Annotated in this window: 24 protein-coding genes, 1 tRNA gene and 2 pseudogenes; 12 read left to right on the forward strand and 15 right to left on the reverse strand. The window is 69.9% G+C overall.

Annotated elements, in window-relative coordinates; genetic code table 11:
* Together MXD62_RS17790 and MXD62_RS17795 are read right to left on the reverse strand one after the other, a co-directional pair.
* Nucleotides 1-623, reverse strand: a 623-nt coding sequence (locus MXD62_RS17790; RefSeq protein WP_248830657.1) for an amidohydrolase family protein, incomplete at its 3' end; no start/stop codon positions are given.
* A gap of 502 nt (nucleotides 624-1,125) precedes the next feature.
* Nucleotides 1,126-2,055, reverse strand: coding sequence for an alpha/beta fold hydrolase (locus MXD62_RS17795; protein WP_248830658.1), 930 nt, complete (start codon nucleotides 2,053-2,055; stop codon nucleotides 1,126-1,128).
* Nucleotides 2,056-2,288: 233 nt separating this feature from the next.
* Here MXD62_RS17795 and MXD62_RS17800 point away from each other — a divergent pair, with 233 nt between their 5' ends.
* Nucleotides 2,289-3,281 (forward strand): TetR/AcrR family transcriptional regulator C-terminal domain-containing protein, encoded by a 993-nt coding sequence (locus MXD62_RS17800; RefSeq protein ID WP_248830659.1) that lies wholly within the window; start codon nucleotides 2,289-2,291, stop codon nucleotides 3,279-3,281.
* A 119-nt stretch (nucleotides 3,282-3,400) separates the two neighbouring features.
* Complete coding sequence (locus tag MXD62_RS17805) at nucleotides 3,401-4,357, forward strand: NADP-dependent oxidoreductase (protein WP_248830660.1); 957 nt, start codon at nucleotides 3,401-3,403, stop codon at nucleotides 4,355-4,357.
* A 100-nt stretch (nucleotides 4,358-4,457) separates the two neighbouring features.
* Here the strand turns inward: MXD62_RS17805 and MXD62_RS17810 are convergent, their stop codons facing one another.
* Entirely contained in the window at nucleotides 4,458-5,375 is a 918-nt protein-coding gene (locus tag MXD62_RS17810; RefSeq protein ID WP_248830661.1) for a hypothetical protein, read from the reverse strand.
* A complete protein-coding gene (locus MXD62_RS17815; RefSeq protein ID WP_248830662.1) occupies nucleotides 5,372-5,983 on the reverse strand; it encodes a SigE family RNA polymerase sigma factor in 612 nt (203 codons plus the stop codon). Before MXD62_RS17815 ends, MXD62_RS17810 begins: the two co-directional genes overlap by 4 nt.
* A 142-nt stretch (nucleotides 5,984-6,125) precedes the next feature.
* Between MXD62_RS17815 and MXD62_RS17820 the strand changes: the two are divergent.
* Nucleotides 6,126-6,440, forward strand: a pseudogene (locus MXD62_RS17820) (MerR family transcriptional regulator); the annotation flags it as partial.
* A gap of 168 nt (nucleotides 6,441-6,608) precedes the next feature.
* The gene (locus MXD62_RS17825; RefSeq protein WP_248830674.1) at nucleotides 6,609-7,601 is read left to right on the forward strand and encodes an aldo/keto reductase; all 993 of its coding nucleotides are present in this window, start codon (nucleotides 6,609-6,611) and stop codon (nucleotides 7,599-7,601) included.
* A gap of 179 nt (nucleotides 7,602-7,780) precedes the next feature.
* Here MXD62_RS17825 and MXD62_RS17830 read toward each other — a convergent pair whose 3' ends face one another.
* The 5 genes from MXD62_RS17830 to MXD62_RS17850 form a co-directional block, all read right to left on the reverse strand.
* Nucleotides 7,781-8,086 (reverse strand): SHOCT domain-containing protein, encoded by a 306-nt coding sequence (locus MXD62_RS17830; RefSeq protein ID WP_041255221.1) that lies wholly within the window; start codon nucleotides 8,084-8,086, stop codon nucleotides 7,781-7,783.
* A gap of 393 nt (nucleotides 8,087-8,479) precedes the next feature.
* Entirely contained in the window at nucleotides 8,480-9,796 is a 1,317-nt protein-coding gene (locus tag MXD62_RS17835; RefSeq protein ID WP_248830663.1) for an ABC transporter permease, read from the reverse strand.
* Nucleotides 9,793-10,500, reverse strand: a complete 708-nt coding sequence (locus MXD62_RS17840) for an ABC transporter ATP-binding protein (protein WP_248830664.1) — start codon at nucleotides 10,498-10,500, stop codon at nucleotides 9,793-9,795. Before MXD62_RS17840 ends, MXD62_RS17835 begins: the two co-directional genes overlap by 4 nt.
* Entirely contained in the window at nucleotides 10,497-11,657 is a 1,161-nt protein-coding gene (locus MXD62_RS17845) for a peptidoglycan-binding protein (protein WP_248830665.1), read from the reverse strand. The genes MXD62_RS17840 and MXD62_RS17845 overlap by 4 nt, the downstream gene beginning before the upstream one ends.
* Before the next feature lie 56 nt (nucleotides 11,658-11,713).
* Nucleotides 11,714-12,217, reverse strand: a complete 504-nt coding sequence (locus MXD62_RS17850; RefSeq protein WP_012157527.1) for a hypothetical protein — start codon at nucleotides 12,215-12,217, stop codon at nucleotides 11,714-11,716.
* A gap of 171 nt (nucleotides 12,218-12,388) precedes the next feature.
* On the opposite strand from MXD62_RS17850, the gene MXD62_RS17855 reads away from it, so the two are divergent.
* From MXD62_RS17855 to MXD62_RS39255, 3 genes are all read left to right on the forward strand, one after another.
* Nucleotides 12,389-13,048: a response regulator transcription factor gene (locus MXD62_RS17855; RefSeq protein ID WP_248830666.1), complete on the forward strand. Its 660-nt coding sequence runs from the start codon at nucleotides 12,389-12,391 to the stop codon at nucleotides 13,046-13,048.
* A complete protein-coding gene (locus tag MXD62_RS17860) occupies nucleotides 13,045-14,250 on the forward strand; it encodes a cell wall metabolism sensor histidine kinase WalK (protein WP_248830667.1) in 1,206 nt (401 codons plus the stop codon). The genes MXD62_RS17855 and MXD62_RS17860 overlap by 4 nt, the downstream gene beginning before the upstream one ends.
* Before the next feature lie 331 nt (nucleotides 14,251-14,581).
* On the forward strand, nucleotides 14,582-15,190 hold the full coding sequence (locus MXD62_RS39255) for a tyrosine-type recombinase/integrase (protein ID WP_308301282.1): 609 nt from the start codon (nucleotides 14,582-14,584) through the stop codon (nucleotides 15,188-15,190).
* Between the two features lie 128 nt (nucleotides 15,191-15,318).
* On the opposite strand, the gene MXD62_RS17870 is transcribed toward MXD62_RS39255, so the two are convergent.
* The 3 genes from MXD62_RS17870 to MXD62_RS17880 form a co-directional block, all read right to left on the reverse strand.
* A tRNA-Ala gene (locus MXD62_RS17870) sits at nucleotides 15,319-15,391 on the reverse strand.
* A gap of 1,935 nt (nucleotides 15,392-17,326) precedes the next feature.
* The gene (locus tag MXD62_RS17875; protein ID WP_308301283.1) at nucleotides 17,327-18,391 is read right to left on the reverse strand and encodes an AAA family ATPase; all 1,065 of its coding nucleotides are present in this window, start codon (nucleotides 18,389-18,391) and stop codon (nucleotides 17,327-17,329) included.
* 214 nt (nucleotides 18,392-18,605) lie between these two features.
* On the reverse strand, nucleotides 18,606-19,313 hold the full coding sequence (locus tag MXD62_RS17880; RefSeq protein ID WP_071065068.1) for a maleylpyruvate isomerase family mycothiol-dependent enzyme: 708 nt from the start codon (nucleotides 19,311-19,313) through the stop codon (nucleotides 18,606-18,608).
* A gap of 547 nt (nucleotides 19,314-19,860) precedes the next feature.
* On the opposite strand from MXD62_RS17880, the gene MXD62_RS17885 reads away from it, so the two are divergent.
* The 4 genes from MXD62_RS17885 (at nucleotide 19,861) to MXD62_RS17900 (ending at nucleotide 24,123) form a co-directional block, all read left to right on the forward strand.
* The gene (locus MXD62_RS17885; RefSeq protein WP_368862416.1) at nucleotides 19,861-21,075 is read left to right on the forward strand and encodes an ABC transporter ATP-binding protein; all 1,215 of its coding nucleotides are present in this window, start codon (nucleotides 19,861-19,863) and stop codon (nucleotides 21,073-21,075) included.
* On the forward strand, nucleotides 21,072-22,325 hold the full coding sequence (locus MXD62_RS17890; protein ID WP_248830670.1) for a spermidine/putrescine ABC transporter substrate-binding protein: 1,254 nt from the start codon (nucleotides 21,072-21,074) through the stop codon (nucleotides 22,323-22,325). Before MXD62_RS17885 ends, MXD62_RS17890 begins: the two co-directional genes overlap by 4 nt.
* 143 nt (nucleotides 22,326-22,468) lie before the next feature.
* Nucleotides 22,469-23,314, forward strand: coding sequence for an ABC transporter permease (locus MXD62_RS17895; protein ID WP_248830671.1), 846 nt, complete (start codon nucleotides 22,469-22,471; stop codon nucleotides 23,312-23,314).
* Nucleotides 23,315-23,316: 2 nt separating this feature from the next.
* The gene (locus tag MXD62_RS17900; protein WP_368862417.1) at nucleotides 23,317-24,123 is read left to right on the forward strand and encodes an ABC transporter permease; all 807 of its coding nucleotides are present in this window, start codon (nucleotides 23,317-23,319) and stop codon (nucleotides 24,121-24,123) included.
* Nucleotides 24,124-24,264: 141 nt separating this feature from the next.
* On the opposite strand, the gene MXD62_RS17905 is transcribed toward MXD62_RS17900, so the two are convergent.
* Together MXD62_RS17905 and MXD62_RS17910 are read right to left on the reverse strand one after the other, a co-directional pair.
* Nucleotides 24,265-24,393, reverse strand: coding sequence for a DLW-39 family protein (locus MXD62_RS17905; RefSeq protein ID WP_018504118.1), 129 nt, complete (start codon nucleotides 24,391-24,393; stop codon nucleotides 24,265-24,267).
* A 211-nt stretch (nucleotides 24,394-24,604) separates the two neighbouring features.
* Nucleotides 24,605-25,147, reverse strand: a complete 543-nt coding sequence (locus tag MXD62_RS17910) for a YbhB/YbcL family Raf kinase inhibitor-like protein (protein WP_012157465.1) — start codon at nucleotides 25,145-25,147, stop codon at nucleotides 24,605-24,607.
* Nucleotides 25,148-25,261: 114 nt separating this feature from the next.
* On the opposite strand from MXD62_RS17910, the gene MXD62_RS17915 reads away from it, so the two are divergent.
* Complete coding sequence (locus tag MXD62_RS17915) at nucleotides 25,262-25,600, forward strand: P-II family nitrogen regulator (RefSeq protein ID WP_248830673.1); 339 nt, start codon at nucleotides 25,262-25,264, stop codon at nucleotides 25,598-25,600.
* 360 nt (nucleotides 25,601-25,960) lie between these two features.
* Here the strand turns inward: MXD62_RS17915 and MXD62_RS17920 are convergent.
* Nucleotides 25,961-26,506 (reverse strand): annotated as a pseudogene (locus MXD62_RS17920) (hypothetical protein); the annotation flags it as partial.

The following is a 26,506-nucleotide window of genomic DNA, read 5'->3' on the forward strand; positions in this document are numbered from 1 at the left end:
AGCCCGGTGTCCGACAGCGCCTGGAACACCGGGCCCCAGTAGTCGATGTCGTGGTAGCTGGGCAGGCCCTCGAGGTGGGGCAGCTCGGGCATGGTGACCGCCCGGCAGCCCTTCGCCGCCACCCGGCGGATCTCGTTCACCATCAGCTCCGGCTTCCAGGTCGGAAGCAGCGCCAGCGGGATGAACCGACCCGGGTACGTGCCGGCCCACTCGTCGATGTGCCAGTTGTTGTACGCCTGGATCATCGTGACGGTGGTGTCGGTCTTGTAGTGGTTGAGATGCCCGGCGCTGAACCCGGCGAACGTCGGGAAGCACATCGAGGCGAGGATGCCGTTACGATCCATGTCCCGGACCCGGTCGTGGATGTCGTACACCCCCGGGCGCATCTCGGCGAAGCCGGCCGGGTCCTTGCCCCACTCCTCCGCCGGCCACGACACGACCGCGTTCAGGCCACTGACGCCCGTCACCCGGCCCTGGTAGATCCACTGGTCCACGCCCTGGTCGTTGCGCACGACGTGCGGCGCCTGGTCGACCAGGTTCGCCGGGACGTGGTTCTTGAACATGTCGGGCGGCTCGACCACGTGGTCGTCGATGCTCACCAAGACCATGTCGTCGATGTTCATGATCCTCCTCGACTGGCGGGTCCGGGACGTGCGCCAGACCACATCGTCAGCGTCTCTATCTGTTTCTACGCTTCCCAGCTCTGGCCGTCTCTGCGTATTCGGCCAACAAGCCCACGAAATCGGTCAGGGATCCGCTCGGCTCATCCCGGGTGACCGGGGTGCGTCGATGCGTCATCAGGACACCCCGGCACCGTTCCCGGCAGGGCGACGTCTCGGCGCATCCATACCCCCTCCCTGATCAACCATGACTGATGAGCAGGTCAAGCGCCATCGAAGCCGGCCACACCCCGCCCGGGATCCGGCCGCGCCGCACCGTTGTGGATCAGACACTCAACGTAGCTCTATCGTGAATCGATCAGGAATCGATCGGGCCGGATCCGGGACGCCACCACCGGCCGGCCTGTCGGTTGGCGGCTTGAGCAGTTGCCCGATGGCGAGCCGGCGGTCTGGTCAGCGGCTCGGCGGATGACGCCGCCCGTCACCATCACCATCACCGTCACCATCACCGCTCGGCCCGCGCCGAGCCGGACGTGCCGACGGCGGCGAAGAAGTCGGCCACCGCCGCGGCGACACGCCGCGGCGCCCTCTCCGGCCCGAAATGGTCGAGGTCCCCGAAGGTGACGAGGCTGGCGCGGGGCAGAATCCCGGCGAGCTGTCGGGTCGCGCGTCCGGCCGCGGTGTCGGCACTGCCCCTGCCGGCCATGAGCAGCGTCGGAGTCGTGATCGCGCGGTAGCGGTCGGGCTGGTTCGCCACCCTCGCCGCTTCCTGATGCTCCCTGATCGTCCCGCCCAGCAGGGCGTGCTTCCGGCGGCGTTCGGCGGGTCTGATCGCGAATGCCAGGATGAGCCCGAGCAGGGCACGAGGGACCCGTCCCGTCGTCTCGGGGTTCACGCCACGGACGAAGGTGATGAACGCCTGCCGTGGCCGGCCGCGATCGAGTTCGTCCTGGCAGCGCCGCGCCCATTCCAACGTCACGGGCCCGACGCCGTCGAGGAGGACTCCGGGTTCGTATGCGGCGGCGCCGTCGAACGCGCCGACTCCGACTCCGACGGGGGCTCCGACTCCGACGGGGGCACCGGAACCGGCAGTGGCACCGGTGTTTCGCAGAGCCTCCAACAGCAGGAATCCGCCGAAGCTGTGCCCGACGACGAATCGAGCTCGCGTCGCCGCTCGGACGGCCTCGAGGTCGGCGAGCTCCTTCGCCGCCGTGTAGGCGTCGCCCTGCGGGCCGCTGGCGCCGCGCCCTCGTCTCTCGATCGTGTGGACCGTGAACCCGCTCGCCAGCGCGGCCGCGAATCCATCAAGGTCCGCCGCGACCGCGAGGGCTCCCGGAACGAGCAGGAGGCCGGGGCCCCGGCCAATCGTCCGATAACTGATCACCGTTCCGTCGGTCGATTCCACACTCCCTGTCTCGACCTGCGTAGCCACCACTCCACTTCCTTTCAGGACTCCGATATACGTGCGCATTCCGCCAGGCGTGGGATCCAGAAAATCGCGCCACTACCCGCCATCACCCGACCAGGATCGAATCGATCCGGACGGTCGCATCGTATGGAACAGGTCCGGCAAAGAAAATCACGCACTAGTGCACCAGAATTTGATGGCCGGATAGCATCCGTTCCCAGATGACATGCGCACTAGAGCAGTCCGGGAAGAGGCACGCTGTGGTCATCTCCGATTCGGAGGACGTCCCGCCGTACCTGCGGATCACCGCCGAACTGCGGCGGCGGATCACATCCGGCGAGCTGCGGCCGGGCGAGCGGCTGCCGTCGACCCGCCAGATCGTCCGCGAGTTCGGCATCGCGATGGCCACGGCCACCAAGGTGCTCGCGACGCTCCACCAGGAGGGTCTGGCCCGACCTCTCCCGGGTGTCGGCACGATCGTCGACTTCTCGGGCCCGCATCCCCGGAGCCCTGGTGCTGCCCGGCCCCGTGCCGGCGGCCATCCGACGTCGGGGCTGACCCGACCGCGGATAGTGCGGGTGGCGGTCGACATAGCCGACCTGGAGGGGCTGGCGGCGCTGTCCATGCGTCGCGTGGCCGTCGAGCTCGGTGTCACCACCGTGGCGCTCCACCGGCAGGTGGGCGGGAGGGGACAGCTGGTGCTGTCGATGGCCGACATGGTCTTCGCCGAGGCACCGCCACCCGACCCACCGCCGGCCGGCTGGCGCCGGTGCCTGGAGGCGGCGGCACGGTCCCAGTGGGCCATGTACCGCCGCCACCCCTGGCTGGCACAGGCGATGTCCTTCACCAGGCCCCCGATGTCGCCGCGGATCAAGGCTCACGCGGAGTGGGTGATGCGGGCACTGCACGGACTCGGTCTCGACCCGGTGGCCATGATCCACGTACACGCCACCCTGGCCGCCCACATCCGTGGGCTGGCCCTGAACCTGGAGGCCGAGGCGGAGGCGGTGCAGGACTCGGGCCTCACCGACGAGCAGTGGATGGACGCCCACGGCACTCCCGCGATCACCCCACCGGCGGCGACTTCGGCTCACCCGCTGCTGGCGAGCGTCCCGCCCCGCTCCCTCGACCTCGACTCGCTCTTCGAGTTCGGCCTGCAACGCCTCCTCGACGGCATCGCCATCCTGATCGAGACGAGTCGCCGCCACGTTCAGCCTCCCCCCGCAGGCCGCGCCCAGGCCGATGAGCGGTGACGAGAATTCGCCGGAGCGTGACGCCTCCGCGTGACCTGGGTCCCATCTCCTGCCCTTGATCTCAACCGCGGTCGAGGTCGCAGACTCGACCTTCGTCAACGGCGATGAAGGGATGTCCGATGAAGGCAGCGGCGTTCGCGCGGCACGGTGGCCCGGAGGTTCTCGAGCTGATGGATCTGGCCACGCCGGTGGCCGGGCCCGGCCAGGTACGGGTCCGGGTCCGGTTCGCCGGAGTCCAGCCGATCGACTGCGCCGTCCGCGCGGGCTGGGCACCGCCCGGGGTGGCACCCCGGCTCCCGACGATTCCCGGCAACGAGTTCGCCGGAGTCGTCGACCAGGTCGGCGACAGGGTCGATGGAGTCGGCGGGATCGACGGCGTCGACGGCGGGGGTCACGGCGTCGCGGTGGGCGCCGAGGTGCTCGGCTTCGGCCAGCTGGGTGCGTATGCCGAGTACCTGGTGGTACCGGCCGGCCAGGTGACCGCCAAGCCGGCCGGCATGCCCTGGGAGGTCGCGGGTGGGTTCAGCGGCGGGGCACAGACCGCCCACATCGCGCTGCGGGAGCTGGGCGTCGGCAAGGGCGACACCGTCCTGATCCACGCCGCCGCCGGCGGGGTCGGGACAGTCGCCGTCCAGCTGGCCGTACGCGCCGGCTCGACCGTCATCGGCACCGCCGGCGCGGCCAACCACGACTATCTCCGCTCACTGGGCGCGATCCCGGTCGCCTACGGCGACGGCCTGGTCGAACGCGTCCAGGCGATCGCGCCCGGCGGCGTGGACGCCGCGCTGGACGGAGCCGGCGGCGATGCGCTGACCGCGTCGCTGGCGCTGGTCGCCGACCGGAGCCGGATCCTCACCCTCGTCGAGCACGGCCGGGCGGGCGAGCTCGGAATCCGGGTCACGCCCAACCTCCGCTCGGCGGCCCGGCTCGCCGAGCTGGCCGACCTCCAGGCGCACGGAGCCCTGCACATCAACGTCCGCCGGGTCGTCCCGCTCGCGGACGCCGCCGAGGCGCACCGGGAGCTGGAGACGAGACACGGCCGCGGCAAGATCGTCCTCGCCGTCAGCAGCAGCTGACGGCCACCACCCCCCGCAGTGGCGCGTCAGGAGGCGCCACTGCCTCTGCCCGCGCGGCACGGGGAGTGACGGTGCCCGTCTCAGCCCTCCCAGGCCCTCCTCAGCCCACCTTGGTTGCAGCCAGGAGGCGGCCATCCCGGTCGTAGGCCCGGACGACCGGTCGATTGGCCTGGTACCAGTCGTCGAAAAGCGTCGGGTTGTTCCGTCTGAAGTCCTCGAACCCGGGCTCACCGGGCCGTGGACCGGGCTCGGGCGGATCGATCTGGAGCGTCCTGACCACGACCTTCCCGTCCTGGATGGGAACCTCGACGATTTCGCCGGACGGAGTCGTCGCGGTGACCCGGACAACCCGGGCCGACACCCGTCCGCCACAGTCATGGACCGTGCGACTGTCGCCGGGGCCGCTACCGAAGCCGGCTCCGAGGCGGCCTCCGAAGCCGCCGCCTATCCCGTGACTTCCGCTGGCGTGCTCCAGCTCGAGATCGGTCCGGGGCATCGCGTCGTGCCCGGTCCCCCAGCTGTATACATACGCCCCGTCGATGTCCAGTCGACCTGCCGCGTCCGCCGGCACGTCACAGTCGACGAACGTCGAGGGGTTCGACAGAATCACGGTCGCTCCGGTGACGTCCCGCGCCGCCGCCCACACCGTCAGCCCGCCCGGCTGGAAGCGCGCCGGGTCCGCCGGCCCAGGACCGGACTGTAGGCACTCGACCACGAGATGGGCCGCTTCGTCCGGAGTGAAGGTGACCGGCTGGAGCCGGGTGATCCGCGGGGCCGGCGGAAGGTCGGCGGGCGCGAGGGATGCCTTCCCCGTGCCACCGGCCAGGGTCAGGCCGGCCGCGATCCCCGCCGCGGCCACGGCGCACGCCACCGCCGGGGCGGCCCGCCGCGCGACCCGACGACGGCGCTCCCCCGGAACCCGGGCCCGTACGCCGGCCCACAGATCACCCGACGGCTGGACGTCCACCGTGCGCTCCGCGCCACGAAGGCGTTCGATCATCTCCTCGTCGGAGGTCATGCCGCACCTCCCCTCGTCCCGTCCAGTTCCGATGCGCCGAGCTGGGGCGGCACGGCGCCGTCGCCGGATCTCGACGGCTGCCGCACGCCGTCGGACCGCGGTCCCATCGCCGTCCCCAGCGACGGATCGGCCCGCAACCGGGCCAGGCCCCGTGACGCGTGGGTCTTCACAGTCCCTACCGAGCAGCCGAGGATCTCCGCGACGCGGGCCTCGGACAGGTCCTCGCAGTAGCGCAGCACCACGACGGCCCGCTGCCGAGTGGGCAGGGCGGCCAGCGCCGCCGCGAGTCCCGCCCGGTCCTCCACCGCCGCCAGCTCGCCGGCGGACCCGCCAACCAGCCTGTCGGGCACCGTGGGCATCAGCGTCTCGACCACCCGGCGACCGCGGAACCGTCGCCGATGAGCGTTGACGAGAATTCGCCGCACGTAGGCGTCAGGGGAGTCGCACACACGGACCTTCCGCCAGGCGACGAAGGTACGTGCCAGCGCCGTCTGCGCCAGGTCCTCCGCCTCTGCCGCGTTGCCGGTCAGCAGGTACGCCAGCCGCAGCAAGGCCGGCAGCCGGGCGGCGAAATACGCCCGGAACTCACCGTGTCCGTCATCGTCCATCAGCCCTCCTCAACCCTCCAGAGGCCCCCAGGGCCCGCTCAGGTTGACCGCGGCGAACTGACCGACTCGACGGCCGCAGATGGAGCCGATCATGGCAGGGCGGGTTTGACTTCGAGCGCACTCGAAGTCCTAGCTTCGAGACATGACCGCGGTCGACGAGCTCAGCGAGGACGGTTCTCGGGCGCCGGACGGGCCTACGTCGGGCCGCCGGGAATCCGGGGCGAGACGGCCCTCCGCCGGCGTCGCCCGGTCGGCGGACAGCGGCCTCACCATCACTGAGGCGGCGACGGCGAGCGGCGTGAGCGCGCACACTCTGCGGTACTACGAGCGGGTGGGCCTCATGCTCGATCGGGTGGCGCGCGCTCCGTCGAGCCATCGCCGCTACGACGACGAGGACCTGCGCTGGATCGCGACGCTCACCGCGCTGCGCCAAACCGGCATGCCGATCCGCCAGATCGCGCGGTACGCGGCGCTTGTGCGGGCCGGCCACGGCAACGAGACCGAACGGCTCGAGCTGCTCACCGCCCACAAGGAGCGCGTCACCGAGCGTCTCGACGAGGTTCGCCGCCATCTCACGGCCATCGACACCAAGATTGATATCTATCGGGAGAGGACCAGACGACCGATGCCCCACGACACATTGCGCCAGATACCGCTTGGTTCCCAGGGACTCCAGGTCAGCGTGCAGGGCCTCGGCTGCATGGGCATGTCCGACTTCTACGGCGCGACCGACGACAACGAATCGATCGCCACCATTCAGCGGGCGCTCGGCCTGGGCGTGACCTTCCTCGACACCGCCGACATGTACGGGCCGTTCACAAACGAGCGGCTGGTCGGGCGGGCCATCTCCGGCCGGCGCGGCGAGGTGACGCTCGCGACCAAGTTCGGGATCGTCCGCGACCCGGACAATCCCCAGGCCAGGAACATCAACGGCCGGCCGGAGTACGTCCGCTCAGCCTGCGACGCGTCCCTGTCCCGCCTCGGGGTCGACCACATCGATCTCTACTACCAGCATCGGGTCGACCCGACTGTGCCGATCGAGGACACCGTCGGCGCCATGGCCGAACTGGTCACCGCAGGGAAGGTCCGCTACCTCGGCCTCTCCGAAGCGTCGCCGGCCACGATCCGCCGGGCGAACGCCGTGCATCCCATCTCCGCGCTGCAGACCGAGTACTCGATCTGGTCACGTCACCCGGAGGAGGAGATCCTCCCGACGCTGCGCGAACTCGGCATCGGCTTCGTCGCCTACAGCCCGCTGGGGCGGGGGTTCCTGACCGGAACCTTCCGCACCCCGAACGACTTCGAGGCCGGCGACTTCCGCGCCAGCATGCCCAGGATGAACTCCGAGAACCTGGACGCCAACCTCTCGGTCGTCGCCCAGATCGAGGAGATGGCGGCGGCGCGAAACGCGACACCCGCGCAGGTGGCACTCGCCTGGGTGCACCACCAGGGCGACGACATCGTCCCGATCCCGGGGACGAAGCGACGCCACTACCTGGAGCAGAACGTCGCCGCCGTCGGCCTCGCCCTGACGCCCGACGAGGTGGAAATCCTGACGAAGGCCGGTGAGACCGTGCGGGGCGCACGCTATCCGGACATGTCCAACGTCAACCTTTGAGGTCCCGTGCGTCCGTGAACGCGGTCGGGTGAATCCGAGGTCAAGGCGACCCCCGCCAGGTCGGGCGAAGCCCGACGCCGGGGAGCCGGGGGGCACCCCCGGACAGACATCGTGGCTGGTGCGGTTCCGTGTGGCCGAGCACCACGTTTTCGATGCGGTGCTCCGGCATGCCCCTGCGGTCAGTGTTTGACGAAGCGGGCGGTGTCTCGGAGGGTCGCCAAGCGGACGCGGTACTCCTGTTCGTCGATCTCGCCTCGGGCGAAACGGTCAGCCAGAACTTCCTCGGGTGACGGTACGGCTGGTCCGTGAGCGGCTCCGGGCTCGCTGGGCGAACGCGTCGCAGGACGTCTGCGTTCGTCGGAGCGGATCAGGGCCCGGACGAGCAGCACCGCCACGGTGATGAGCACAGCCCAGAACAGCAGCATGCCCATGGACATGGCGAACCAGCCCCAACCACTGATATCGCGATCACTCCAGTACATCATCACGCAGTTACCTCCCGAAGCGGCAGGTGACAGCCATGTGGTGGAACCCGCACCGCGCCCCTGCTCCTCAAAGCCTGCGCCCTCCGCTGTGGGAGCGCAGGGGACGTTCGCCCCAGCGCGTCCGGCCAACCGGCAGGCCATCTCGGGACACAGTCCACATGAAACGCGCCTCGTTCGCCCCGGCCGGAAAACACCGCCGCGGTCACGGCGGAGGGGGCCTCTACCAGCTCGAAAGCGACGGCTTCCCGGGCGGGACGGCTTCGGGGGTCCGGGGTTCGTCCCCCGGGCAGACATGGAGGCGGTGAGTGAGCCGTCCGGCGCACGAGCGAGCAGACGGCTCCGAATCCTGTGACGTGACACCGCCCGTCAGCGCGGCCCCGATGCCCTGGCAGCTCAGGGCGCGGTGAGGGCTGCGGTGGGCTGGAGGCGGGAGGCGCGGGTGGCGGGGTAGAGCCCGGCGACCGCGCCGATGACGAGAGTGGCACCGAAAGCGAGAAGCATCGCCCAGGAGGGGACGACGGTAGGCCAGGCCTGAGTGGTGGCGTAGCACGTGGTGACGCCGGTGCCGAGGATGAGTCCCGCTATCCCGCCGAGTGTGGACAGGAGAAGCGCCTCGGCGAGGAACTGGTTGCGGATGTCCCCGCGGGTGGCCCCGAGCGCGCGGCGAAGTCCTACCTCGCCTCGTCGTTCGAGGACGGAGATGACCATGGTGTTCGCGACGCCGATGCCGCCGACGAGCAGCGCGACGGAACCGAGGCCGAGCAGGAGCCCGCCGAGTGTGGAGTCGGCCGCGTGCTGTGCGGCGAGGGCGTCGGAGGGACGTGAAACGTCGACCTCGTTGGGCGCCGCGGGGTTGGCCGTGCGGGCGAGCAGCGTCTGTACGGCTTCGACATGGTTGGGGTCTGTGCGGGTGTACAGGGTGGTCGGGTAGGTGTCGAAGCCGAGCAGGTCGGCGGCGCTGGGCCAGCCGACGAGGGCGGCGCGGTCGAGCTCGGGGGCGAGGCCGACGGGGGCGAGGATGCCGACCACGGTGAACCACTGGCCACCGAGGTGGATCTGCTGGTCCGGTCCGGTCGAGTCGACGCCCAGGTGGGCCGCCGCCGTCGATCCGAGGACCACGGCGGCATAGCGCTGGGTCGCCTCGTTGAGGTAGGTGCCGGCGACGATGTCGGCGCCGACGGTGTTGGGCAGGTCCAGCCTGGTTGCCAGCACGGCGATACTGCCGGATTCCGCAGCCGGGATGTGGTCGTTGCGGTAGACCTTGGCGTCCGGCACCAGGCCCGTGGCGCTGACCGACTCGACGTCGCCGATCGCGCCGATCATTGTGACGGCCTCGGTCGGTAGGTGTGCCTGGTCGCCGAAGAGGTTCTGGCCGGGGCTGACGGTGAGCAGGTTGGTGCCGAGTGCGGCGATCTGGCGGTGGAAGTCCTCCCGGCTGGAGGAGGAGATGCCGATCACCGAGATCATGGCCGCGATGCCGATCGCGATCCCCAGGGCGGACAGCGCGACACGCGTCGGTCGCGAGCGCAGACCTGCGGCGCCGACTCGGACCAGTTCCCGCGCCGCGAGCCGGGCCGGGCGAAGCACCAGGTTGGCATCCGGCACTGGTCCGAGGTGAGTCGCAGGTCCGGACTTGCTCGTCGGCGAGGTGCCGTCCTGAGTAGGTGCGTCGGTCGGTGAGGCACCGGTCGTTGATCGGGCGGTGGTCATCCGCGGGCTCCCTGAGGTGTCCGGACGTCTCCGCTGTCGCCGACCTTGTGGCCGTCCCGCATCTCGATGCGTCGCGGCAGGGCGGCGGCGATGTCGCGGTCATGCGTGATGATCACGATGGTGGTTCCGGCGGAGTGGAGCTGTCGTAGCAGGACCATCACCTCGGCCCCGGACGAGGAGTCAAGGTTGCCGGTGGGTTCGTCGGCGAGCAGCAGCGTGGGCTCGCCGACCACAGCGCGGGCGATCGCGACACGTTGGCGCTCACCGCCGGAAAGCTCGTGCGGCCGGTGGTGGACTCGGTGACCGAGACCGACCCGGTCAAGGGCGACGCGTGCGCGTTCGAGCCGCTCCGAACGACGCGTGCCGCCGTACAGCAGCCCATCGGCCACGTTGTCCAGTGCCGGCACGCCGGGGGCGAGGTAGAACTGCTGGAAGATGAACCCGATGCGTTGCGCGCGCAGCGCCGAGCGCTGGTCGTCACCCAGCGCGTGGACCGGATGGCCGTCGACGGTAACGATTCCCGTCGTCGGCCCATCGAGGGTGCCCAGCAGGTGGAGCATCGTCGACTTGCCCGACCCGGACGGCCCGACGATCCCGACGAGCTCGCCATAGTTGATCCGCAGGCTGACGTCGGCCAGCGCGCTGACCGGGCCGAAGTGCCTGGACACCTGGTCGAGGACGGCGATGGGAACCGTGGCGCTCACTGGGCGACTCGCACGGTGACGCCCTCGGCGATGCCCGCACCGCTGATCTCGACCGTGCCGTTGGCGAACATGCCGGTCGTCACCGGTGCGAACGTCGACTGCCCGTTCTGGACCGTCTGGACCGCGTACCCGCCGTCCGGGTTCGCCACGAGCGCGGTCACCGGCACGGTCAGCACATTCGCCCGCTGCCCCGTGACGATCGTCAACGTCACCGGCGACGAATCGAAGCCACCGGCGAGCGCAGAGGGATCGCCGAACGACACGATCACGGTGACGAAGGTCTTGTTCTGCTCCTCAATGGTCTGCGCGACAGTGCCGACGCTGCTGACCGTGCCGTCGAGACGTTGACCGGTCGGAAGCGCGATGGTCGCCGGGTCGTCTGTGTGGACGAGATGTTGCAGCGACACGTCCAGCGGGATCGATGCCACCTGCGTGGTGCCGCTGTAGGTGAGGACCTGCTGGTTGGGTTGCAGGCCCAGATGGCTGCCGACCGGGATGGACTGGAGGGCGACCCGGATGTCGCCGTCGTGGACGAAGATCTGGTCCGGTGAGACGGTGCCTTGCGCGGGAAGCCCGCTCTTGGCCTGCCATGCCTGCACAGCCGAGGCAGTGGCGGCGTCGAAGGTGTCATCAACGGCGAAACCGGTGTAGCCCAGCTCCTGGAGGCTGGCCTCCAGCTCCTTCACGTCGGAACCCACTGTGCCTGTGGCGAGTGTCCGGTACGGCGTCGCGGTGCCGTGCAGGAGGATGACCGGCCTGCCGTCGACCGCGTACACCGGTTGGCCGATCTTCACCGTTGTGCCCGGCGCTGCGATCCAGGTGAGGACTCCGGATTGCTGCTGGGCGACTAGCCCGACCGGCTCGCCGTAGGAGATCAGACCGCCGACCTGCTGGGTCTGGGTGAGGGTGCCGCGTTGGACCGTCGCGGTCGCCGCGGGAACCGGCCCGGTCGGCGACGGCGGCGGGCTACCGCCGAATCCCAGGGCGGCGGCGACGATCAGCGCGGCGGCTCCCGCCCCCGCGAGGACGAGCAGGTACCGGCGTGGTCGGCGCCGTAGCGGGCTCGCCCACGAGGCAGTCATCGCCCGCGCCCAGGCCCTGCTCGGCACACACCGGCCGCCGGCCTTGTACTCGGCTGCCGTCGGCGGGGCGGTCACGGAAGTCTCGCCGGTTCTGGTCTCACCGGTCCTGGTTTCGTCGGCCCCGGCCCCGGTCACGCGCCGGCCTCGTCGAGGATGCCCTGGCACTGCCGGGCCGCCTGTTGGAACGCCGGATCGCCACGGTCAACGTCCGCGCCGGCGAACAGGCCGCCAGCCGAGCCGGGCTGGGGGTCGGGGAAGCCCGGCAGCCCGTTGTCGCGCATGCACTGCGCGAAGGCCACATAGACGGCGAGATCCGCGTCGCTCGGTTCTCCCCGGCTGCCCGCGGGAAGCAGATCCTGGCAGGCGGCCAGCGCCTGCTTCACGGCCGGATCGTCCGGATCAACACCCTCCCCGAACTGCGGAACTCCCGTGGACGGGTCCGGATCAGCCATGTCGATGTCGTGGTCACGCATGCACTGTGCGTACGTCTGTACCGTCGGCGTCCCAGTGGTACCGCCGCCGGACGCCGTCCCGCCCGGCGCCGTGCCGCCGCCGGAGCCGCAACCGGCCATGGCCATGACCACCAGGCTCAGGCCGGCGGCCACCGCCGTCAGCGGACGTGTGGTTCTGATCATTCGTGTCCTCCGTCGTGGGTGGAGCGGTACCGAGTACGGCGCCCAGTGGACGGCATCGCGGATAACCAGGCCGTAACGTCGGCGGCGCTGGTTATCCGCTGGTTATGCCGATAGCGCCACGCTGAACGGGCACCGCACCGGGGCGCAGACGAGGAGAAGGGCGGAAAGCGGATGGTTCGGGTGATGGTCGTGGAGGACGAACCAGAGCTCGCCGGTGCGCTCTGCGAGGCGTTGACACGCGAGTCGTTCGCGGTCGACGTGGCCTACGACGGCGACGAGGCGCTGGAGAAATGCGCCGCTCACGACTACGACGTCGTCGTCCTGGACCGGGACCTGCCCGTCGTGCACGGCGATGACGTCTGCCGCGCGATCGTGGCGACCCAACGATCGACGCGGGTCCTGATGCTCACCGCCGCCTCGGCGATCCGCGCCCGGGTCGAAGGGCTCGCGATCGGCGCCGACGACTACCTCGTGAAGCCGTTCGCGCTGGCCGAGTTGTCTGCCCGCGTGCACGCTCTCGCCCGCCGCACCGCGCCGGCCGCCGCTCCGATTCTCGAACGCGCCGGCCTACGCGTAGACCAAGCCAGCCGGACCGTCACCCGAGACGGCCGCTCCGTCATTCTGACGAACAAGGAGTACGCGGTCCTGGTCGAACTGCTCCGCGCCGCCGGCGGCATCCTGTCCGCCGAGCAGCTACTGGAGAAGGTCTGGGACGAGAACATCGACCCCTTCACCAACACCGTCCGCATGACGGTGATGAAACTGCGCCGCAAGCTCGGCACACCTCAACTGATCGAAACGCTGCCGGCAGCCGGATACCGCATACCGTGACTCGTCTGAGCCTGCGCGCCCGTCTCACCGTCCTCTACGGCGCACTGTCCATCCTCGCCGGAGCGGTCATCCTCACGCTGCTCTACCTGGTCGTCCAGGCCCGCCTCGACGCCGAGCTCACCGGGGACTCCGACTCCCGCATCGCCGCTCTTCGACAGCGGGCCGGCCAGGCAAACGAAGCGACGATCACCACGCCCAACGGGAGCCGGATCAGCCTCGACGACCTCACCGAGCAGATCAGAGGCAACGAGGAAAAGATCAGGAACGCAGCCCTCGACACACTGCTCGTTCGGGGCAGCGGCATCGTCCTCGCCATCGGCCTCGCCACCGCGGGCACCGGCTGGATCATCGCCGGCCGCGGCCTGCGACCACTCCATGCCATCACCGTCACCGCCGAGCAGATCGCACGGTCCACCGGCCCGCACCGCGACCTCAGCCGGCGGATCGCGCTGACCGGACACAGCGACGACATCAGACGGCTGGCCGATGCCTTCGACGCCATGCTCGAAACCCTCGACCACGCCTTCGACGGCCAGCGCCGCTTCGTCGCGAGCGCCTCCCACGAACTTCGCACCCCGCTCGCACTGGAACGAGCCGTGATCGAGCTCGAAGCGACCAAACCGGCCGCTCACCCCGACACCGTCCACTTCGCCGACCGTCTGCTGGCCATCAACACCAGGAACACCGACCTCGTCGACCGGCTCCTGACCCTCGCCGACGGAGGTAACGAGCTCACCGAATCGGTCACCGTCGATCTCGCCGGCGTCACGGCCGACGTTCTCGCCCAGACCAGCACGGACACCCCGACCAGCGCCCGGATCACCGCCGGTCTGGTTACCGCTCCGGTGCTCGGCGATCCCATCCTGCTCCACCAGCTCGTCCGCAACCTGGTCGAGAACGCGGCCAACCACAACGTGCCGGGTGGCTGGATCAAAATCGCCACCGGCACCGGACCGACGTACCTGGCCATCGCGAACAGCGGCCCGCTACTGCTCCCCCAGGACGTGAACGGACTCTTCGAACCCTTCCGGCGCGGCCGACCCGACCGAACACGTGGCACAGGCCGCCGCGGGTTCGGCCTCGGCCTCACGATCGTCAAGGCCATCGCCGACAGCCATCACGCGCAGATCACCGCTCTCCCCAGACAGGACGGCGGACTGGACCTGCGCATCACATTCCCGGCAGCGCCCTCACCCCGGTGACGACCCAGCCGGGACAACTCCATGATCCTCCGATGCCCCGAACGTCTACGCGGTTGGTCACCTCGCCATGTTCACCATGCCCGCACATCCGACCGCGACAGCACCACCTTCACCACCCGCCTCGACGGCACGGCAGCTTCAGGACGCTTCGCCCCTCAAGCCGTGCTCACTACATTAAGTAGCAAGACAGTTGAGGAGCACGAGGGGACTTGAATCACCCACAAGCCTCTTACCTGCACAAACGCGATATCACCGCGCGACACGCAAACGGCCGAGGGCTGTCGGCCGACGGCTTTCGTCGAACGTTTCGGATCTTCGTACGCGGTGCGGGGTGCGACGGGCCCGGCGAGCACGGCTGTCACGGCCGCGCGCAGGCGGTCGCGCGGCGCGGCCCGCACCGCGACCTGATGCAGGCACGCTGCATGTCCAGCGATCGGTGCAGCGGGAGAACGGCATGCTTCGAATCGCCCAGCCGAAGACCCGAGGATCACGCCGGCCGCTGCCGGTCCCCTCTCTCGCGCTCGGCGCACCGCATCGACAGCGGAGCAGGCAGGCGAAGGAGCGGATCGACGCCGGCGAGCACTGGTGGGAGAACGGACTCGTCTTCGCGTCGACCGTCGGCACGCTGATGGAACCGAGGAACGTCACGCGGCGCGTCGAGCAGCTCCGCGACCGGGCGGGCCTCCCGTGGCTACAGCTGTACGATCTTCGTCACGCCTGCGCCACCTTCCTCCTGGCCGCCGGCGTCGAGCCCCGGACGATGCTGGAGATCCTCGGGCACACGACGTCCCGGATGACGATGGAGCGCTACGGCCACGCTCTCCCCGAGCGTCTGCACGCCGCCGCCCGCGCCATGGACGGCTTCCTGGGCGGGATGGCTGCGGACAAGCCGGACGGAGACCGACACCGAACAGGCTTGGCCACACAGTTGGCTACATAACGATCAACGCCTACCCCGCCAGGTCGGGCGCAGCCCGACACTCGGGGGTCCGGGGGTCGCCCCCCGGGCAGACATCGCGGCTGGTGGCGAAGCTGACCAAAGGTCAGCGAGCAGCCGAATCCAGCGCGTGGAGACGAGGGGACTTGAACCCCTAACCCCTGCCTTGCAAAGGCAGTGCTCTGCCAGTTGAGCTACGCCCCCGTGAGGTCGGCCGCCCAGGCGTCGCCGCCCCGAGTGACCGATGCCCCTCAAGAGTACGGCATGACCACCAGCTCGGGGATGGTCCGGCCGGCCCTTGGCCACTGAGGCCTGACCGTCCAGCGGCCACCGCCGGCGCCACGCCGCCACGGGGCGCTCGCTGTTGTCCACCGGCGGGTCGCCGGCCGCCGTCACCCTGCCCCGCGGACGCGTGGGCGGCGTCGTTCCGCAGTAGTCACACCACGTTCATGGTCACGGGCCGTTCACATGGGTCTTCGTTGTTGGCAGTCGAGGTTTCCCGCCGCGACGCTGCCCACCCACGGTGCGTGTCGGACCAGAGTGCCCCGAATCGGCCGTAGCTCGTGACAAACATGCGGCAATGCGTCATGCTCTCCACAACAAGCGTTGTGAACACATATGGCGGGTCTCGTCGACTTGCCCAGTGGGAGCGTTGTTCCGCCGGTTGGGGCTGTGTCCGGTTAGGGCTGTTCTGCCGGCCACGATGCCCGCCTGAGGGCATCGTGGGCGCGACCCGACAGCGGCGAGAAGCGCGCGCTGTGGATAGCTGTGGAAGGTTCCCCGCCGCTGCCGATGGATTCCCCGGGCAACGTGCACCGCCTGCGGAATCCGTTGACGCATTCCCCGCCGCAGTACTCCTGCGACCCACCGTGACCAATCGCCAGCCGCAAGGACGAGCAGGCTGCTGCGGGACACCTGGCCGGCTTCGGAATCCGCCGCCTTGTCAAAGGCCGTCGGGGACGCGGCATCAAGGCCTCCGCCGCCGCACGATGCCCCCATACGGGCAATGTCAGGGTTTTCTCGGACCAAGGCTGTGGACAACCCGCGAGTGGGGCCGGCCAGGTCCTACCCGGTCCAGCTGAGGTCGATCGCCCCTCCGGCCCCTCTCCCATCCGTAGCCCACGGCCAACTGCTGGCCGGCGGGCGGCGGCGTCCGGCGGACAGCGGACAGCGGACAGCGGACGGCGGACGGCGGACGGCGGACGGCAGCGAGCACCGTCCGGCTGACGCCGACGGCAGCCGGACGACGAACGGGCAGGCGGCGCCAGCGGGTGGCGCGCATGGCTCTCCACCTGAGAGGGCCTCGGGAGCAGTACCGAGCCGAGCTCGCCGTTGGAGTGCGACAGCTTTTGCTGCTAAGCAAACGTCGTACACTCACTCCCCGCACGGGCAGCGTCCAAATCCTCCAGCACACTGCACCTGAGGTCATAGATTCCGGTTGACGGCAAGCAAAATCATTGAGTTTCGCCGACAGAACCCCTGCGAGGCTTGCGCTAGCCGATCCTTCAGATACCCCATCTGGAGACCGTCAACGTTTGACGAAGAGCAAAATAATTAGACAGAACCCAGGCGTGGAATTAGTTCGCGACCATTTCGAACACCGGCCATGGTTATCGACGCCCTTTGACAACTCGCAAAATGAACTGCCATGACCATCCACGGGGTTCGTCGATAGATCGACCGACAACCACCGACGGTTTCTGTAAACGTTTGACGATCAGCAAAATGAAATGACCTTCTCCCGCCAGGGAAATCGATACAGAAGGATGCGGCACGCGCCCACGGTCATCGGTGAATTTTGACGATAAGCAAAGATCGGTAACCATCACCCTGGCGGGCATCCGTCACCTGATCGTCGCCACGATCCGGGCGGTCATCGTCATCGTTTTACGCCAAGCAAGCTTCGCGAACTGTCGCCGTGACGGGATCTCCGGAGCCTGCCGCGCGAGCGAGTGTCGGCCACGACGTTGGTGTGGGCGTCCCGACGGCGGTGCCAGGCACGACGAGCCCGACGGCGGTGCCAGGCACGACGAGCCCGACGGCGTGGCGGGAGGACGGCGCTCGGGGCGGACTCGAGGCAGGCCTGGAGCAGGATCGAGGTGATCCCAGGGCAAGGATCGAGGCCGGCTCGGGGTGGGCTCAGCCTCGGCGCAGCGTCGGGTCGATGAAGACGAGCCTGTCCCGGACCTTTGTCGCCAGCTCCCGGAAGTCGGAGAAGCAGCGCCGCACGGCGCTCTGCGTTCCCCCGACGGCGCCGTCCCCGGCCCGGAGCTCGAACATCGGCTTGCGGGCGTCCTGGGCGAGGGGCATCAGCGCCGCGTAGTTCCTCATCGTCGCGATCTCGAAGGAGCGGTCGCCGTCCGCCGGGGCGGCGGCGGAGCCGAGGACAGAGGTGGTGAACACGCCCGGAATGCGGTCGAGCCACCGCCCGTGACCCTTCGACGGCCGGTCCGCGCGGGCCGGCGGCTCGACCAGGATGTAGCCGATCGGCATCATCAGGCCGCGCGGCGCCGGGATCCGCTCGGGGATCCTCGGCAGGATCGTGCCCTGCCAGGTCACCCGCCAGTCACGCAGGGTCGGTCCGATGTTGCGCAGGCCGCGCAGGGAGAAGAGGTCGGCCGCCAGGGGCATGAGGATCGTGTCGGCCGAGAGCAGCGCCGCGCGGTTGATGGCGCCGAGGTTCGGCCCCACATCGATGATCACTATGTCCGCGCCGGTCTCCCTGGCGCCGTGGTCGATGGCGCGGTGCAGCGCGGTGGTGGTGCGCAGGGCGGCGACGTCCCGGCCCAGGAAGCTGTTGGGCCACGCCGCCGAGAGCCGGTCCTCGAAGCTGGCGAGGTTGACGTCCCCGGGCAGTAGCCACAGGCCGTCCTCGACGGTCACCGGCTCGCTCAGCCGGACGTCCCCGACACCTTCCATGATCGGTTCGATGGCCGTGGCCAGGGTGCCGTTGCCGGGCCTGATCCGGCTGCGGCGCGGGTCGAGCACGGCGGGCCGGGGCGCGGACGACCCGAGGTCCTCGTCCTCTTTCCAGAGGCTGGCGAGCTCGTCCTCGTCCAGGAACTGCGCGGTCAGGTTCGCCTGGGGATCGAGGTCCACGGCGAGCACCCGGTGTCCCATCCGCTGGAACATGTGTGCCAGGTGGTAGGCGAGCGTCGTCTTGCCCACCCCGCCCTTGTTGTTGAACAGCGCCATCGAGATCACGCGCGGACACCCGCGCGGCCGCGCACCCGCCCGCGCCGCAAGGCACCACCGCGGCGGCGTGACCCGGTCGGAGCGACACGGTCACGGCGATCCGGGCAGCCGGCCGCAACGCTCACGAACCGTTCCGTCTGCTCCACACCCGGACATTCTGGATCACGCTGATATCGCCGCGCCGGGCGGGCCGGCGCGATCCGGGTGGGACCAGAGGATGGGATCAGGTCCAGGGGCCCAGCGGCGGCCAGGCCGGATCGCCGGCGTCCCGGCCGGTCAGCCAGCGCAACGCCGGCAGCGTCGGGACGTCCACCCGGACGACTTGCGGGCCCCGCCCCACGGCGCGCGACGGCCGGTCCCCGGGGGTCAGCAGGACGGTGACCTCGGCGGGCAGCCGTTCGGGCAGCAGCCGCGTGCTCCACGCCCACTCCGCCTCGACGTAGGCGGGGCTGAGGTCGTCCCACTCCGGGCCGCCGCGATCGGTCAGCGCGAGGTCGACGAGGTGGATCTCGGCCTCACGCCACCGCAGGAACACCAGGTCCGCCACACTCGTCGCGCCGCGCGCCGCGGTCAGCCCCAGGCCCCCGCGCCAGACGTCGACGTGGGTGCCGTCCCAGGCTCGTTCGAGCCGGGCCACCGCGCCGGCGAGGTCGGCGAGCAGCAGGTCGGCCGGTTGGTAGGCGCCCGCCTCGATTCCGCCGTCGCGCTGCGTCAGGCCGCCCGGGTACTGCGCCACGACCCGTCCTTCGGCGGCCGCCCCGAACATCCCGGTGTGGCTGTCGGCGTTCCTCGCCAGGTGGGTGACGAGGTGGCCGACGGTCCAGCCGGGCAGCAGGGACGGGCGGCGGGCGGTCGTGTCGTCGACGCGGGCGACGGCTTCGAGCAGCCTGGCGTGCGACCGCGCGCAGCCCAGCAGGATGTCGAGCGGCACGGCGGACGGTGTGTACTCCGGTCCCGGCAGCGGGCTCGGCGCCGCCAACCGCCGCGGCGATGGCGATGGCGGCGACGAGACCGGTGGGACCGGCGAGAGCGACGGTGAGCCCGAACGAGGCCCGGCGTGGGCATCCATATATCCAGAGTGCTCCTCCACGCACCGCCGGCGCCACTTCGCCGCGCGCCGGCGGGTAACCGGTCTGCCGCGCGGCGCCACAACATTGCCGCCGCATAGCGGCACGGATCGGCGCGTCCGCCGGCAAACATGCTCAGCACGACGCGAATCAACGACGGAGAGCGCTGATGGATACCGATTCCGCAGGGTCATCCAGTCTTTACAAGGGGATCCCTTGTCGCACGTCAATCGGGCTGTCACGCTGACCCGGCGCCGACAATGCCGTCGAGCCTGTCCACACCGATGAGCTCACGGAGAAGTCGTGAACAGTGGCGAGGCCAACGCGGTGGTGATCCCGGCCGCCGACGACCACGATGCGCCCGCGCCCGCGTCCCCGCCCGCCGTATCCGCCGCACCCTCGACACCCGCCATCGAGCTCGTCGGTGTCGCGAAGGAATACAGCTCGCGCGCCGGCCTGGTGGGCGCGGTCTCGCGGGTGGATCTCAGCATCGAGCAGGGCGAGTTCTTCTCGCTGCTCGGCCCATCCGGCTGCGGCAAGACCACCACTCTGAGGATGATCGCCGGATTCGAGGAACCGACCCGCGGGCGCATCCTGCTCCACGGCCGCGACGTCACCGCCGTCCCACCCAATCGGCGCGATGTGAACCTCGTCTTCCAGAGCTACGCGCTCTTCCCACACCTGGATGTCGCCTCGAACGTGGCCTTCGGGCTGCGGCGCCGCGGGATCCGCGGCCAGGAGCTGCGCAGGCGGGTCGGCGAGATGCTCGAGCTCGTCGAGCTGTCCGGGCTCGCCGACCGGCGGCCCCGGGCGCTCTCCGGCGGCCAGCAGCAACGGGTCGCGCTCGCCAGGGCGCTGGTGAACCGGCCGCGGGCCCTGCTGCTGGACGAACCGCTCGGGGCCCTCGATCTGAAACTGCGCCAGACGATGCAGATCGAGCTCAAGCGAATACAGCGCGAGGTCGGCATCACGTTCGTGTACGTGACACACGACCAGAGCGAGGCGCTCACGATGTCGGACCGGATAGCGGTGATGAACCGGGGGCGCGTCGAGCAGCTCGCCGCCCCCCGGGAGATCTACGAAAGGCCTGGCACCCGGTTCGTGGCCGGATTCATCGGCACGTCGAACCTGCTGCGCCGATCGGTGCGGTCCGTCGATCTGGCCGGCGTGGACGGAACTCCCGTGGCGGTTCTCGACTCCGCCGCCGAAGAACGCCTGGTGGTTCCGCTCCGGCCGGAGCTCGGCCGGCCAGCGACCGGATCCGAGTTGGAGATGACCGTCCGGCCGGAGAAAATCACCCTGGGTGTGACACGCCCCGACGGAACGTGCTGTGCGCTGCACGGGCGGGTCACCGAGGTCGTCTATCTGGGCACGTACACGACATACACGGTGTTGACGCACGGTGGATCCGAGATCACGGTTTTCTGGCAGAACAGCGCCGACGCGACGAACATCGCAGACCGGGGCGACGAGGTGTGGCTGTCGTGGCTGCCGACGCATTCCTTCGCCCTCGCACCGAGCGCCCTCGCACCGAGCACCCACGCAAAGAGCACCCCGCCGAGCGCCCTTGCACCGAGTGGCTCCCCGCGGGAAGACCAGAACCACACGGAGGGATTCGCATCGTGACCAGCAATGACCGGCAGGGAATTCCCGCGGCACCGGGGGCGTCGCACGGGGCGGTTCCCGACCCGGCGCTGCTGCGCGGCCTGACCAGACGTCGTTTCGACCGACGGGACCTCCTGCGTCTCACCGGGGCGGCCGGTAGCGCCGCGCTCCTGGCCGCCTGTGGGGTCAAGGGCGAGGCCGGTGATTCGGCGCAGGCCGCCGACGTCGCCGGCTACTGGGCGGGCAAGGCGAAGGCGGGAACGCTCGACTTCGCGAACTGGCCGCTCTACATGGATGTCGGTAGCACCGACGCGGTGCATCCCTCGCTCGACCTGTTCACCCAGGAGACGGGCATCAAGGTCACCTACCGCGAGGTGATCCAGGAGAACGAGTCCTTCTTCGCCCAGATCCGGCCCAGCCTCGCCGAGAACCAGCCCATCGGGTACGACCTGATGGTCCTGACCAACGGCATCACCCTCAGCCGGGTCATCCAGCTCGGCTACCTCGCCCCGCTCGACCACAAGAGGCTGCCCACCTTCGCCGCCAACGCCGACCCGAGCGTCAAGGATCCCGCGTACGACCCGGGAAACCAGTTCACCGTGGCCTGGCAGTCCGGTATCACCGGCATCGCCTACGACCCGGAGAAGACCGGCCGGGAGATCACCAGTTTCGCCGACCTCATGGACCCCGCCTTCGCCGGCAAGGTCGGGATGTTCGGTGAGAACCAGGAGCTGCCGAACCTGGCGCTGCTCGGCATCGGCGTCGCCCCGGCCGACTCCGCTCCGGAGGACTGGCGGCGCGCGGCCGACAAACTGATCGAGCAGCGCGACGCCGGAATCGTCCGCAAGTACTACGACCAGAGCTACATCGACTCGCTCGCCGGCGGCGACCTGTGGATCTCGATGGCGTGGTCGGGGGACGTCTACCAGCAGCTCGCGGCCGGGACGAAGCTGAAGTTCGTGGTGCCGGAGGAAGGCGGTCTGATCTGGACCGACAGCATGTGCATCCCGAGGACCGCGGCGCACCCGGTGGACGCCCTCGCCTACATGGACTTCGTGTACCGGCCCGGCGTCGCCGGGATGCTGGCCGAGTACATCAACTACATAACGCCGGTGCCGGCCGCCCGTGACCACGTCTCCCCCGAGCTGGCCGAATCCACGCTGCTGTTCCCGACCCGCGCGGAGCTCGACCGTGTGCACCGCTTCCGGGTGCTGACGACGGAGGAGGAGACCGAGTGGAACAAGATCTTCCAGCCGGTCTACCAGTCCTAGCGGGCAGCCCCCGCGGCGCGCACGGCCGGGCGGGCACTGACGACCCAGGCAGCACTGACGACCCAGGCAGTGCTGACGATCCAGGTGGCACCCGCGGCACCCGCGGCGCCGGCGCGGAGGTGTCGCGGCGCCCGCGGTGGCGGGTGTCGACGCCGTATCTGCTGGTGCTGCCCGGTGGCCTGTGGCTGGCCGCCTTCTTCGTGATCCCGATGCTGGTCATGCTGTCCATCTCGGTGCAGACCGGCAATGTCGTCGACGGGTTCCGCCAGACGTTCAACATCTCGGTCTACTGGGACGCCATCAGCACCTACGACGTACAGTTCGTGCGCTCGTTCGTCTACGGCGGGCTCGCCACCCTGGCCACGATCCTGCTCGCCTACCCGATGGCGTACTGGATCGCGTTCCACGCCGACGAGCGGAAGTCGACCTACCTGTTCCTGGTGCTCCTGCCGTTCTTCGTCTCCTTCGTCATCCGGACGGTCTCCTGGCGCTTCCTGCTCGCCGACGACGGCATCGTGCTCGGCAACCTGAAGGACGCCGGGCTCCTCCCGGAGAACTTCCACGTCCTGGCGACGTCGTTCGCGGTGGTGGCCGGCCTGACCTACAACTTCTTCCCGTTCATGCTGCTCCCTGTCTACGTCGCCCTGGAGCGGGTCGATCCGCGCCTGCTGGAGGCCGCGGCCGACCTCTACGCGTCCCGAACGCGGGCGCTCGGGAGAGTCGTCCTGCCACTCTCGCTGCCCGGGGTGTTCGCCGGCTGCCTGCTGACGTTCGTCCCGGCGACGTCGGACTTCGTGAACTCGTTCATCCTCGGCGGCACCGACACCACGATGATCGGGAACATCATCCAGACCACCTACCTCACGAACGCGGACTATCCGCTGGCGTCGGCGCTGTCCTTCATCCTGATGGCGGTGCTGCTGATCGGGATCTTCCTGTACGCGCGCGTTCTCGGCACCCGTGACGTGCTGGAGATGAGCACCCGGTGAGCGTGGGCACGCACCCCACCGCGAGGCGGACCGGCCGCGGCGAGAAGGCCCTGCGGGTCTACACGTGGCTCATTCTGGCCTGGTTTACCCTGCCCATCGCGACGATGATCGCCTTCAGCTTCAACGACCGGGTCGGAAAACGGAACAACACCTGGAACGGCTTCACCGTGAAATGGTGGGGCCAGCTGTTCGCGATCCCGGACCTGACGACGGCCCTGCAGAACTCGCTCAGTATCGCGCTCTTCTCCACCGCGATCGCGACCGTGCTGGGAACGATGATCGGGATCGCGCTGGGAAAGCACCGATTCCGCGGCCGGGCCGGTGTGGAACTCCTGCTGTTCTCCAGCATCTCCGCGCCCGAGGTGGTGCTCGGCGCATCCCTGCTCTCCCTGTTCATCACCCTCGGGGTGCCGCGGGGCTATCTGACCATCCTCATCGCGCACGCGATGTTCAACATCTCCTACGTGGCGGTGGTCGTGCGCGCGCGGCTCGCCGGATTCGACACGTCCGTCGAGGAGGCCGCCCGCGACCTCGGCGCGGGCCCGTGGACGACCTTCCGCCTGGTCACCCTGCCGATGATCGCGCCGGGCGTGCTGAGCGCCGCGCTGCTGGCGTTCGCACTGTCGATCGACGAGTATGTGATCACGACATTCAACGCGGGAAGCACGCTCACCTTCCCGCTGTGGGTGTTCGGCGCGACCCGGGCGGGTGTGCCGCCCCAGGTGAACGTGCTGGCCACCATCATCTTCATCGGTGGCGTAACGCTCGCGCTACTCAACGCGGTGGTGCTGCGCCGCCGCCGGACCTGATGGCGCGCTCCCGCGTCCGCGCGGGCCCGCGCGGACGGACAGGCAGGCACGACCTGCCAGCCGGCGGCTAGGCGCGGCTGGCAGGTGGGCGCGGCCGGCGACCGGGCACGCCCACTCGCCGGCCGGGCCGGTTGGCTTCGGTCAGCGGTTCCCCGCCGCGGACGTCGCCTCGCGCCACAGGTCGATCTCGTCCTTGTTCCTGCGGCGACGGGCGGCGGTGAGGAGTGCGCCGGCGCTCGCCACGAGGGCGACGACAGTGAACTTGCGCATACCGACTCCCCTTCGTCGACTGCCTTCGCCAGCCACCGTATCTCGGCGGGATGGCCCCCGCCCCCGACGATCGTGATCCGGTCACGACCGGATCACACCCCCGGCGCCGGGACTCGGCGCGGTGCCGGCCGGCCGGCCGGAGCACGGGATCAGCGCCGGCAACCACGCATCGGCGGCCGGTGGCCGTGTATCCGTGGCTGGTGGCCGCGGGTCAGCGCTGGTAGGTCGCCCGCAGCACGGCCCGCGCCAGGGTGTGGAAGGTCAGGTTGAACCCGACGACCGCGGGCGCCACGGTCGCGTCGATCTCCAGCTTCGGGACGTCCACGGCGTGGACGACGAAGACGTACCGGTGCGGCCGGTCTCCCTCGGGGGGCGCCGCGCCGCCGTAGTTCGCCGTGCCCCAGTCGTTACGGACGTGGTACGCCCCGGCCGGCAACCCGGAGAGGTCACCACTTCCGGCGCCCCGAGCCAGCTCCGTCACGCTGGCCGGCACGTCGACGAGCACCCAGTGCCAGAACCCGCTCCCGGTCGGGGCATCCGGGTCGAAGCAGGTGACGGCGAAGCTCTCGGTCTGCGCGGGGAAACCCGTCCAGGACAGGTGCGGCGACAGGTCCGCGCCGCCGGCGCCGCTGAACACCTGGTCCAGGCCAAGCGGGCTGCCGTCGGTCAGGTCGTCGCTGCTCAGCGAGAACGACGGCAGCGGGGGCAGCAGGTCGAGCGGATCCGGTGCGGTGTTGCGGTCCAGCAGGGACATCGGTCGATCCTCTCGTACACGTTGGAAGACACTGGCGAGACAGAGCCGACATCCGTCGGCTCTGCGCTTCCCCGCGATGAAACATCAGCGCGCCGGTACGTGTGGAGACGGGTCATGAAGCTGGTCACCGCGATCGTGCGGCCCCACCGCGTCGACGACGTGCGGGCGGCCCTGACAACCTATGGTGTGCACGGGATGACCGTCAGCCAGGTAACCGGATTCGGGCTGGAAATGTGGCGCACCCAGACCTACCGCGGCAACGCCTTCCATGACGAGTCAACCAGCAACATCCGGCTGGAGCTGGTGGTGGCGGACTCCGACGCGCCCGACGTGGTGAACGTGATCCGGCGAGCGGCGGCGTCGACGTCCAGCGGGGCCGGAAAGATCTGGGTGCTCCCGGTGGAGGGCCTGGCCCGGATCCGGACCGGCGAGCGGGGCGCCGACGCGCTGTGAGGTCCCCGGCCAGGACTCGGACATCCCGCCCCAAGACCGGGCGCAATGTGTGCATTGGGACAATCCGGGAGCTTTTCGGCTTATGTTGTGTCGCCGGGGCGACATCAGACCCACCGAGCGGATACGGTGGACAGGTTCCGGCGGGTGTCTCCCACTGAATCCCCCCGTATCAGTGGGCCGCCCGCCGGAACCCAGAACATCCCCGGGGCCACGGCCAGACCGCTTCGCGGTGGCCGCACCCGCCTCCCGCCGCGGACCTCGCGGGCCACGCGGCGGATCTCCACCTCACACTTCCGAGCTCCCGGTCAGCGTTCCCGGTCGTTCCCGGATGCTCCCGCTCAGCGAGCGGTACCGAGGAACTCAGCGGTGCCGAGGAGCGGAGTGCCGCCCGCCACCGCCGCGCCGCCCGGCCGGGCCACGCTCCTCCTGGATCGGGGCCTCGCCCTCCCGCGGCCGAGCATCCTGGAATCCCTCGGTGTCGTAGCCGTGCCCGCCGTGCCCGGTCGCACCCGCCGTGCCCACACGGGGCTGGTCGTAACGTCCGTCGTCGTAGCGGCTCTCCGGCTGCCACCCGTCCGCGTTGCGGTACCCGTCCGCGCTCTGGTACACGTCCACGGGCTGGTACCCGCCCTGATACCCACCAGCGGGCTGGTAGCCGCCCGCGGCCTCGTAGCCGCCCGCGCTCTCGTAGCCGCCCGCGAACCCCGCGCCCGGAGCCCGGTCGTGCTCCCGGACCGGGCCGTCCACCCAGGCCGGACCATGGCCGGCGGCGGGCCCGGCGGGCCCGGTACCCGCGGCATTAGTGGCGTCGGGGGATCCGGCGGCGTCCCCTGTCGTCGTCTTCTTCCGGCGGGCGCGCAGGTACTCGATCAGGACCGGGACCACCGAGATCAACACGATGAGGAT

This window comes from Frankia sp. Mgl5 (assembly GCF_023242985.1).
Lineage (GTDB): Bacteria > Actinomycetota > Actinomycetes > Frankiales > Frankiaceae > Parafrankia > Parafrankia soli.